Annotated in this window: 11 protein-coding genes; 6 read left to right on the forward strand and 5 right to left on the reverse strand. The window is 70.8% G+C overall.

Going from position 1 to position 9,607, the window contains the following annotated elements; all coding sequences use genetic code 11:
- The first annotated feature begins 92 nt into the window (after nucleotides 1-92).
- Nucleotides 93-1,277 (forward strand): tRNA-uridine aminocarboxypropyltransferase, encoded by a 1,185-nt coding sequence (locus D7Y15_RS40155; RefSeq protein WP_121755877.1) that lies wholly within the window; start codon nucleotides 93-95, stop codon nucleotides 1,275-1,277.
- Nucleotides 1,278-1,340: 63 nt separating this feature from the next.
- Here D7Y15_RS40155 and D7Y15_RS40160 read toward each other — a convergent pair whose 3' ends face one another.
- Nucleotides 1,341-2,432: an acyltransferase family protein gene (locus D7Y15_RS40160; protein ID WP_233605272.1), complete on the reverse strand. Its 1,092-nt coding sequence runs from the start codon at nucleotides 2,430-2,432 to the stop codon at nucleotides 1,341-1,343.
- Nucleotides 2,433-2,572: 140 nt separating this feature from the next.
- Here D7Y15_RS40160 and D7Y15_RS45415 point away from each other — a divergent pair, with 140 nt between their 5' ends.
- The 3 genes from D7Y15_RS45415 (at nucleotide 2,573) to D7Y15_RS40180 (ending at nucleotide 5,097) form a co-directional block, all read left to right on the forward strand.
- Nucleotides 2,573-3,349: a hypothetical protein gene (locus tag D7Y15_RS45415; protein WP_199746044.1), complete on the forward strand. Its 777-nt coding sequence runs from the start codon at nucleotides 2,573-2,575 to the stop codon at nucleotides 3,347-3,349.
- Between the two features lie 180 nt (nucleotides 3,350-3,529).
- A complete protein-coding gene (locus tag D7Y15_RS40175; protein ID WP_121755878.1) occupies nucleotides 3,530-4,651 on the forward strand; it encodes a cytochrome-c peroxidase in 1,122 nt (373 codons plus the stop codon).
- A 50-nt stretch (nucleotides 4,652-4,701) separates the two neighbouring features.
- A complete protein-coding gene (locus D7Y15_RS40180) occupies nucleotides 4,702-5,097 on the forward strand; it encodes a hypothetical protein (RefSeq protein ID WP_121755879.1) in 396 nt (131 codons plus the stop codon).
- A gap of 58 nt (nucleotides 5,098-5,155) precedes the next feature.
- Here D7Y15_RS40180 and D7Y15_RS40185 read toward each other — a convergent pair whose 3' ends face one another.
- A complete protein-coding gene (locus tag D7Y15_RS40185; RefSeq protein ID WP_121755880.1) occupies nucleotides 5,156-6,607 on the reverse strand; it encodes a chondroitinase-B domain-containing protein in 1,452 nt (483 codons plus the stop codon).
- A gap of 179 nt (nucleotides 6,608-6,786) precedes the next feature.
- On the opposite strand from D7Y15_RS40185, the gene D7Y15_RS40190 reads away from it, so the two are divergent.
- Complete coding sequence (locus D7Y15_RS40190; RefSeq protein WP_121755881.1) at nucleotides 6,787-7,281, forward strand: hypothetical protein; 495 nt, start codon at nucleotides 6,787-6,789, stop codon at nucleotides 7,279-7,281.
- A 10-nt stretch (nucleotides 7,282-7,291) separates the two neighbouring features.
- On the opposite strand, the gene D7Y15_RS40195 is transcribed toward D7Y15_RS40190, so the two are convergent.
- From D7Y15_RS40195 to D7Y15_RS40205, 3 genes are all read right to left on the reverse strand, one after another.
- Entirely contained in the window at nucleotides 7,292-7,993 is a 702-nt protein-coding gene (locus D7Y15_RS40195; protein WP_158629199.1) for a DUF4476 domain-containing protein, read from the reverse strand.
- A 109-nt stretch (nucleotides 7,994-8,102) separates the two neighbouring features.
- Entirely contained in the window at nucleotides 8,103-8,702 is a 600-nt protein-coding gene (locus tag D7Y15_RS40200) for a 2,3-diphosphoglycerate-dependent phosphoglycerate mutase (RefSeq protein ID WP_120581125.1), read from the reverse strand.
- A 95-nt stretch (nucleotides 8,703-8,797) separates the two neighbouring features.
- The gene (locus tag D7Y15_RS40205) at nucleotides 8,798-9,058 is read right to left on the reverse strand and encodes a phosphopantetheine-binding protein (RefSeq protein ID WP_120600146.1); all 261 of its coding nucleotides are present in this window, start codon (nucleotides 9,056-9,058) and stop codon (nucleotides 8,798-8,800) included.
- A 137-nt stretch (nucleotides 9,059-9,195) separates the two neighbouring features.
- Between D7Y15_RS40205 and D7Y15_RS40210 the strand changes: the two genes are divergently transcribed.
- On the forward strand, nucleotides 9,196-9,607 hold a 412-nt coding region (locus D7Y15_RS40210), incomplete at its 3' end, for a beta-ketoacyl synthase N-terminal-like domain-containing protein (RefSeq protein WP_304988697.1).

Here is a 9,607-nt window from a genome sequence, read left to right on the forward strand (position 1 = left end):
GTACGCACGCCCGGCCCTTTATCACGGCCCCGCCCCGCCCTGCCCCGGTCGACCGGGGCAGGGCGGGGCGGGGCCGTGATAAAGGGCCGGGCGTGCGTACCTTCTGCATCAAGTGTCTGCGTCCTGAAAGCGCGTGCTACTGCGCGCATGTCCCCCAGCTCCAGACGCGCACGCGCGTGGTGTTCCTCCAGCATCCGAGGGAGCGGCGCGTGGCCATTGGCACGGCGCGCATGGCGCACCTGTCGCTGACCAACTCGGAGCTGCACCGGGGCGTGGACTTCTCCGGCCACGCGCGGCTGGAGGAGCTGGCGAAGAACCCGGAGCGCGTCGCGGTGCTCTTCCCGGGCGAGGACGCCATCTCCGTGGAGGAGGCCCAGGCGAATCCTCCGGAGACGCTCATCGTCGTGGACGGCACCTGGCCGCAGGCGAAGAAGGTGGTGATGCGCAACCCGGTGCTCGCGGCGCTGCCGCGCATCGGCTTCGTGCCGCGCCGCCCCAGCAACTACCGCATCCGCGCGGAGCCGGCGGACCACTGCGTCTCCACCATCGAGGCGGTGGCGGAAATCCTGGGCCAGCTGGAGGGCAAGCCCGAGTACTTCGACCGCATGCTGGGCGCGTTCGAGTTCATGGTGGACACGCAGCTGGAGCGCCAGGAGACGCGCACGGGGCCCAACCGCCGCCGCATCTACAAGGGCGAGTGGCGCCCGCCGCTGGAGCTGCGCTCGCTGGCGGATGCCGCGGACCGGCTGGTCCTCTTCTACGCGGAGGCGAACGCGCACCCGCTGGAGGCGGGCATCCCGCCGGAGCTGGTGCACCTGGTGGCGGTCCGCTACGCCACGGGCGAGCGCTTCGAGGCGGTCATCGCGCCGGAGCAGCCGCTCGCGTACAGCACGTCGCTGCACGTGGAGCTTCCGGAGGAGGAGCTGCGCGCCGGTGAGCCGCGTGCCCAGGCGCTGGCCCGCTTCGAGGCGTTCCTGCGCCCGGACGACGAGCTGACGGTGTGGACCTCGTTCGCCCTGGACCTGCTGTGGAGCAGCGGCCTGACGCGCAGGGCCGCGCGCAACGTGCGGCTGGTCACCGCGCGGGCGCTCAAGGGCAAGGCAGGCGGCGTGGAGCAGGCGGTGGAGCTGCTCAAGGCGCCGGAGGTGGCGACGTGGGCCCGGGGTCGTGCGGGCCGCCGCATCAACGCACTGGAGGCCGTGACGCGTGAGCTGGTGGCGCGTGGCAACGCGACCGAGCCGCCCGCGAAGCTGCCGCGCACCGGCTCCGAGGGCTGAAGCCGCGAGCGTGGCCGCCCTGCGCGCCGTCGTCCCGGCCGCGTGAACGGACGGGGCTTCCTTCTACTGGCCCAGGCGCGCGGTGCCGACGCTGGCGTTCAGCGTGGTGGAGCCGGCGCGCCACGGACGGGCCTGCTCGCGGACCCAGCGGCCCATCCGGGCGATGAGGTAGCAGCCCACCAGCAGCGCCACGGAGGTACCCAGCGCCGCCGCGATGCCCAGCCGGGGACCGATGCGCTGCGCGAGGCCCGCGATGTCCGCCCAGCCGTACACCACCGGCAGGTGCAGCACGTAGATCCACAACGACAGCCGTCCCAGCGGCGCCAGCAGGCCGCTCACCCGCTGCGGCAGCAGGTTCACGACGCCCAGCACCAGCAGGCCCTGCGCCACGCGGTAAAGCACCATCGTGGGACTGGTGGGCGTCCACTCCACGGGCACCCAAGGGGTGAGCGCCAGCAGCGCTCCGCCCAGCGCGAGCAACGAGAAGCCATGCGGCAGGCCCGGCTTGAGCAGGTGCAGCGCGTGCGCGGCGAACGCGCCCGCGAAGAAGAAGCCCGCCCAGGGGAAGAACGGGAAGCGGCTGCCCTCCCCATTGCCAATGAACTGCTGCAGCGGCACCGGCAGGTGCGCGCCCGCGTTCCACATCCCAACGCTCGCCAGGGGGATGCCCACCGCCAGCCCGCCCAGCAGCAGCGCCCGGGCGCCCCGGTTCGGCGTCACCACCAGCGCCATCGCGCCCAGGAGCAGCGCCGCGCCAATGCACTGGAGCGCGTCGAACTGGAACACCTTGCGCAGCATGGCTTCGGAGAAGCCCAGCTCGCGCACCGCGCCCCAGCCCGGCCAGTGCAGCAGGTAGCCCAGGAAGAGCAGCAGCAGCGCGCGGCGGAACCGGCGGCCGAAGGAGTCCTTCGCGGCGCCCGGCTTCGTGCCCAGCGCCATCACCACCGCCCAGCCGCTCACCAGCAGGAACAGGGGCGCGGTGATGCCCCGGATCTTCCAATACTCCTGGATCCACGGATGGTCCCGGAACGCGGGCGCCAGCAGCGCGTCCAGCGTGTGACCCATCACCATGGCGAGCACGGCCAGTCCTCGCGCGCCATCCAACGCGGGGTGCCGGGTCTGCCGGAAGTTGAGCGAGGGACCGAAGCCTTTCAAAACGAGTCGAGCATAAGCCCACGTGCGGGCCTCGTCTCCAAAACGCACCAACCGTGGGGGTCGACAAGCGTGGAAACGCGCCGGATTTTCACTCTCAGCCCAGGTCGCGTCCTCCGCGGAGGATGCTACAGGATGGATGCATGTCCGCCCGTTCCGCGCTCGCTGCCCTCGTGCTCCTCGCTGTCCCGGCCTCTGGCCGCGCCGCGTCCGGTGATGACTGGTTTGGCAGCGACAAGCCCAAACACTTCGCGGCGTGCGCGGCGGCCACGGGCGTGGGCTACGGGGCCGGCGCCGTCCTCTTCGATTCACCGGGCGCGCGTGCGCTCACCGGCGTGGGACTGGGATTGGGCGTGGGGTTGGGCAAGGAGGTGTACGACAAGGCTCGCGGCAGCGTCTTCTCCGTGAAGGACCTGGCGTGGGACACCGCTGGCACCGCGACGGGGCTACTGGCCTCGTTCCTCGTGGACCGGTTCATCACCGAGGTGCTCCTGCCCCCCCGGAGCGTCGCCGTCGCCGGGCGTGGCGGAGGGAGCGTCCGGGCGCGCGCGGCGCTCCACGAACTTCAGCAGCAGGTCGCGCTGCAGCCGGGGCTCCACCAGCAGCAGGCGGCCTTCGGGATCATCGGAGTCGGAGACGAGCACGGTGACCTGCCGGCGCGGGCACTGGTTCATGCATCCGGTGGGCGTGACGCGCACCTGACCGGCGAGGCCCTTCTCGGCCAGCTCCCCCTGGAGCCAGCGCGGCAGGTCCTGCCCTCCGCTCCGGGCGCTCTTCGTCAGGCACTTGCGGCAGACGAGCACGTCCACCTCCCGCCCCTTGCCGCCCGTGTCTCCATCCTGCATCCGCCGTCCTCCGTGGCGCCCCGCTTCCTGGCGGATGCGCCACTGCGTGTAACCGAGACCTTGAAGAAGAGGTAGCGGCGCGGGGATTGTTCCGCAGAAGGCTCGGGCCGCGTCCGCCGGGCCGCCGTCCGGGCAGGCGCTGCCAGACTGATGGAATGGGAAAGGCCGCGCCGTGGGTGCGACGTTCTGTCGCGACGCCAGCCGCCCGGGGCACTGGTACGGTGCGCTCCGCGCCGCATCCGGGAGGCTCTTCACATGACGCGAAATCGATTGCTGCTCGGGTTCACCCTGTCTGTGATGGGAACGGGCTTGTTCGCCGGTTGTGAGCGCTCCCCAGACAAGGCTCCGGAGGTGAAGCCGGCCGCGCCCGCTCCCGTGGCGGAGCAGGCTCCGAAGCCCACGGCACCGGATGCCGCGGCGGTGGCGAAGCTGGCGTCGCACTTCTTCCAGGCTCCTCGCAACCAGGCGCCGCTGCCCGACGACACCGCGGAGCAGGTGGCCCTGGGGCGCATGCTCTTCCACGAGCCCCGCCTGTCGAAGAACCACGACGTGTCCTGCAACAGCTGCCACGGACTCGACACCTTCGGCGTGGACAACAAGGCGTTGTCGGAAGGTCACAAGAAGCAGAAGGGCAGCCGCAACTCGCCCACCGTCTACAACGCGGCCCATTACATCGCGCAGTTCTGGGACGGGCGCGCCGCCACGCTGGAGGCCCAGGCGGAAGGGCCGATGATGAACCCGGTGGAGATGGCCATGCCGGACGCGAAGCGCGTCGAGGCCACGCTGTCCTCCATCCCTGAATACAGCACGCGCTTCCGCACCGCCTTCCCCAAGGGGGGCAAGCCCGTCACGCTGGCCAACGCCGCCCGGGCGCTGGCCGCCTTCGAGCGCACGCTCACCACGCCGTCGCGCTTCGACCGCTTCCTCGCGGGGGAGCACGTGGCCCTGAGCGCGCAGGAGCAGCGCGGCCTGGAGGCCTTCGTCACCACCGGCTGCACCACGTGCCACAACGGCCCGGCGGTGGGCGGCTCTTCGTTCCAGAAGCTGGGGCTGGTGGAGGCGTACCCGGCCCTCACCGACGCGGGCCGCTTCGACGCGACGAAGAACGAGGACGACCGGGGCTACTTCCGCGTGCCCACCCTGCGCAACGTGGAGATGACCGGGCCCTACCTGCACGACGGCAGCGTGAAGGACCTGCCCACCATGGTGCGCCTGATGGGCCGCTACCAGTTGGGCCGCACGCTGAAGGACGGCGAGGTGGACGACCTGGTGGCCTTCCTCAAGAGCCTCACGGGCGAGCTGCCCCCCACCGAGCGCATCTCCGCGCCGCCCCTGCCCCCCAGCACGAAGCGCACGCCCAAGCCGGACCCGTCGTAGCTTGCAGGAAACGTCGCGCCCCGCCCGGCGGGTGCTAAACCCTCGCGTCCATGACCTTCCTCTTCCATCTCCACTCGGGTCTTCGCTACCTGGTGCTGTTGTCCGGTGTCATCGCGCTCGCGTTCTTCGCGTTCGCGGTCGCCACGAAGCGCCCGTTCGACAAGGTGGGGCGCATCATCGGCGCGTCCTACTCCGGCTTCATGCAGCTGCAGGTGCTCGTGGGCATTGGCGTGCTGCTGACGCGCGGGTACTACCCGGCGCTCATCGGGCACATCGTGATGATGATTCTCGCGGTGGGCGCCATCCAGGGCCCCCTGTCCGCGAACCGCCGGCGCACGCCGCCCGGCTACGTGCTGCCGCTGGTGGGCACGCTGGTGTCGCTGGCGCTCGTGGTGGGTGGCATCCTGGCCATCCGCCCGGGGCTGTTCGTCTCCACCGCGTTCTAAAGCGCGCGGGTGAGGGAGCGAAGCGGCTGGGGTCTCCAGCCGCCTCGCCAGGCCTCTGCTAGCGACGGGCGCGCCGACGCAGGGCCAGGGGCACGAGCAGCCCGAGGAGCGCGGGCAGCAGGCCAGGGCTCGCGGTGCAACCGCCGTCATCCTCGTCCGGCGGCTCCTGCTCCGGGCCCGGGCCCGCGTCCGGAACGACGCCCGCGTCCGTGGTGCCGGTGCCCGCGTCCGTGCCGGTCCCCGCGTCCACGCCGGTGCCCGCGTCCGTGGCTCCGCCGGTGCCCGCGTCCGTGCCGCCGCCCGTGTTCGCGGGGCAGTTACCCAGCGAGTGCTCCAGGGCTCCCAGCGTCGTCGTGGCGGGCCGGGGGCGCGCGCAGAAGTCCTCCGGCACCAGGGTGTTCCGCGGGGCCGCGCCGACGAGGACCGACACGTCGCCCTTGAGGGTCAGGTCGCCCTTGAGCGGCGCCACGTACCAGCCCGCCCAGTCGCCGGTCGTCACGCTCATCCGGTTCGAGCTCGTGGTGACGCTGGAGCCGTCGCGGTTGCGGATGAGGCCGGACATCACGTTGCCGATGGCCTCGCCAGTGGACGGGGCGTAGCGATAGTCCACGCCCGTCGTGCCGATGAACGTGTTGAACAGCACGCGCGTGTTCGCGGCCTTGTTCAGGTACACCGCGACGTCCGAGCAGTTCGCCACGATGTTGTTGCGGATGATTCCATCCTTGTGCTCCGGCGAGCACGGCACGGTCGGGTCGAAGGCCGGCGCGCAGAACTCGTTCCCGGTTCCGCCTCCGCCAAACGACAGACCGATGCGCGTGTCCCCCGCGGGCTGGTCCTTCACGCACAGGACGCGGTTGCGCTCGAAGAGGCCGCGGTTGCCGCCGCTCTTCATGAAGGCGCCGTAGGAGATGCCGCCCTGCTTGGAGAAGTCATGCAGTTCGTTGTCGCGGACCACCCAGTCGTCGCCCGTGTCGATGTTCAGCTTGGTCACGGGCGTGCCCGTCGCGCGCGCGTGCGTGTCGTAGATTTCGTTGTTCTCGATGAGGCCCCGGTGCGGGATCTCCCACACGCCGCCGGCGTTCTTCGACGCGTTCACCTTGAGCTGCGCGTTGAAGTCGCGCACGCGGCTGTTGCGCAGGACGAAGTTCTCCGCGTGGCCGGTGACGTGGAAGGCGTGCTCACAGGTCTGGTCGTTCGCGCAGATGCCCTCCACCGTGAGCCCGTCGAAGGTCCAGTACCGGCCGGACACCTTGAAGCCCTCCTGCGCGTTGAAGCGCACGACGGCCGCGTGGCGGTTCTTCGCGCGCACGATGATGGGCGCGGCCTGGGTGCCCTCCGCGGCGCAGTTGAGGTTCGCGTTGACGGTGTACGTGCCGTCCTCCAGGACGAGCTCATCCCCGGCCTTCGCGGACGAAAGCGCGGTCTGGAGGTCGGCCACGGTGGAGATGCTCTTCACGGCCGCGCCACCCGTCAGAGGCAGCAGGAGCAGTGCGAGGGAGACGGTTCTCAAGGGGGGACTCCCGGTACGAAGAGAAAGGGGGGCGCTGACGTTACCGGATCCCCACGCAGGGCAGGCTGCCGGGCGTGCGCAGGCATTCCGGGCGCTAGGGGATCCGCATCCGCGTGAACACTTGTCCTCTCATGGCTCGCCAATCCAGAGGCTCGCGACGGGGACGCTCCATTCTCACGGTGTCAGCGCTCACGGGGGTGCTGCTCACGGCTCCGGGCGCGTTCGCGCTGCCTTCCCAGGGACAGTCGCTGCCCGAGTTCTCCGCGCGCGACCTGACGAACGGGAAGCACGCGAGCGACGAGTTGAAGGGCCGTCCCACGCTGCTGGTCGTCATCACCAACAAGGACGCGGGCGCCCAGATGCGCGGATGGTTCGACGCGGCGGACCAGCACGTCTCGGACTCGGTACACCGCCAGTCGCTCCTTGCCCTCAAGCTGCCGTTCTTCGTCAGCGAGGGCACCGCGCGCGGCAAGGCGAAGGGCCAGGTGCCTCAGTCCTACTGGCAGGACACCTGGCTGGACAAGAACGGTGACATGGCCAAGGCCCTGGGCCTCTCTCCCAGCGAAACCCCCTATGTCCTGGCGCTGGACGCGGAAGGACGGGTGCTGGCCAGCGTCCACGCCACCGCGGACTCGCAGGAAGCGCGGACCATCTGGTCCGCGCTCCGACGGTGACGCGGGAAGGCTAGTAGCGCCCGCCGCTGTCGAGGATGGCCTGCAGCTGCTGCTTGTCGTTGGAGAAGGGGAACGCCTGGTACAGCTGGTAGCCGTTCTGCGGATCCAGCAGCGTGGGCCGCATCAGGCGCACCACCTCCAGCTTGTCGTTGGAGAAGTTGAACTGCCCCAGCACGGACAGGATGTGCGTCACGAGGAAGTTCTCGTTCGGGGCCACCTGCGACAGGATGCGCAGCTTCTCGCGCGGGAAGGACTCGCGCACCATCGCCGCCGTGATGTTGCGGAACTGCACGTCCGAGATGGGCCGGACGACCGGCGGCGGGGGCGGCAGCGGCGCCGGGTGGTTGACCACCACCGGGGCGGCGTCGTCCACGTACTCGCTCAGCTTGTCCAGCTCCTCCATGGCGTTGCGGATGCTCTCGCGGCCCTTGGCGTCCTTCGTGCGGGACATCGCGTCGCGCAGCGCGCTCTCCAGCCGGTCGATGCGGCGCGCCACCTGCTCACGGTCGATGACGACCTGGTTGCGCGAGGGCACCGGCATCGGCATCGGCTGGGGCATCGGTCCCGGGCGCGGCGTGGACTGGCCCGGGGGCGGCGGGCGGCGGAACTCGGCGCCGCCAGAGATGGTGACTGATTCCGCCGTTTTGGGCGCCGTCTGGGCCAGGGCCGCGGCGGAGGAGAGCAGGACGACGGCGAGGGTCAGGGCCTTCATGGTGTGCATCCTTGGGGGTGTTCGTGCTTCGTCCCATCTGACGGGCAAGAAGGCCGCTCATTCAAGCCCCCTCCCATCTTCCCCAGGAAGGCCCTGCCGTCAGGGCGGCTCAGCCGCGCTTGGAGACGACCTGTCCGTCGGCGCCAATCTCGTAGACGAGCGGCACGCCGGTGGCGAGCTCCAGGCCCACCACCGTCTCGCCGGACAGCTTGTCCAGGCGCATCACCAGGGAGCGGTTGGAGTTTCCGTGCGCCACGACGAGCACGTTCTTGCCCTGGCGCAGGTCGCCCGCGATGGCGCGGTCGAAGAAGGGCAGCACGCGCTTGGCGGTCATCTCCAGGGACTCGCCGTTGGGGGGCGGCACGTCAAAGGAGCGGCGCCAGACGTGGACCTGCTTCTCGCCGAACTCCTTGGCGGCGTCCGCCTTGTTGAGGCCCTGCAGGTCGCCGTAGTGGCGCTCGTTGAGGGCCGCGTCGCGGATGACGGGCGGGGTCTGCTTCAGCGCCTCCAGCAGGATGGCCAGCGTCTGCTGCGCCCGGCTGAGGGCGGAGGTGTAGGCCACGTCGAACTTCACGTCCTGGAGGGCGTCGGCGGCCTTGCGGGCTTCGGCGCGGCCCTGCTCGGTGAGGGGCACGTCCACGAAGCCGGTGAAGCGGTTCTCAAGGTTCCAGAGGGACTGACCGTGACGGACGAGGGCGAGGATGGGCATGGCCTCCCTGCTAGCCCAACCAGGGGCGGGGGGAAAAGAGGCAAGCCCCGTCCACCCGCCCGGCCCGTCGTCTTGCGGCCACGCTCCGGGGCGCGTCAGCCAGTGGCCTCGGTCTCCTGTTGGAGGCGCTCGCAGACGGCCGCCACCGCGCTCAGCGTGTTGAACAGGTCCACCATGCCCACCTGGAGGCCCAGGTCGTCCTCGATGCGGTTGGCCAGCATCGTGGCCAGCAGCGAGTTGCCCCCCACCTCCAGGAAGTGGTCCTCCGGCCGCACGGCGTCCACCCCCAGCAGCTCCTGCCAGTACCCGGCCAGCCGCGCCTCCATGGGCGAGGGGACTGCGCTCTGTGTGCTCATGGTGGGCTGCTCCGGATTCTGGATTTGCTGCAAATTGAGGAAAATAGAACTGCCGCGTCAAGGCTGACCGCGCCAGGGCGAGCAGGCGGGCTTCGGCGTCCCCCGGTTTCTGGGCTTCCCTGGCAGGCTCGGGAGCCATGGACCACGCGAACGAGGCCGCAACGGACGCCGGGGACGAGGACGCGCCCATGGCGGTGGCGGTGGTGGGACTGGCGCTGCGCTTTCCGGGGGCGGAGGACGCGCGCCAGTACTGGCGCAACCTGGTGGGCGGGGTGGACTCCATCACCCGGCTGGACGCGGCGGGCCGGGAGCGGCTGGGGCTGCCGCAGGGCGACGAGTGGATCACCGCGGCGGGAGTGTTGGAGGAGGCGGAGGGCTTCGACGCGGCGTTCTTCGGGTACCCGGCGCGCGAGGCGGAGCAGATGGATCCGCAGCACCGGGCGCTCCTGGAGTGCGCGTGGGCGGCGATGGAGTCCGCGGGGTACGCGCCCCGGGGGCAGCCGATGCGGGCGGCGGTGTACGCGGGGGCAGGCTTCACGACGTACGGGG

The sequence above is a fragment of the Corallococcus sp. AB030 genome, from assembly GCF_003668965.1.
Taxonomy (GTDB): domain Bacteria; phylum Myxococcota; class Myxococcia; order Myxococcales; family Myxococcaceae; genus Corallococcus; species Corallococcus exiguus.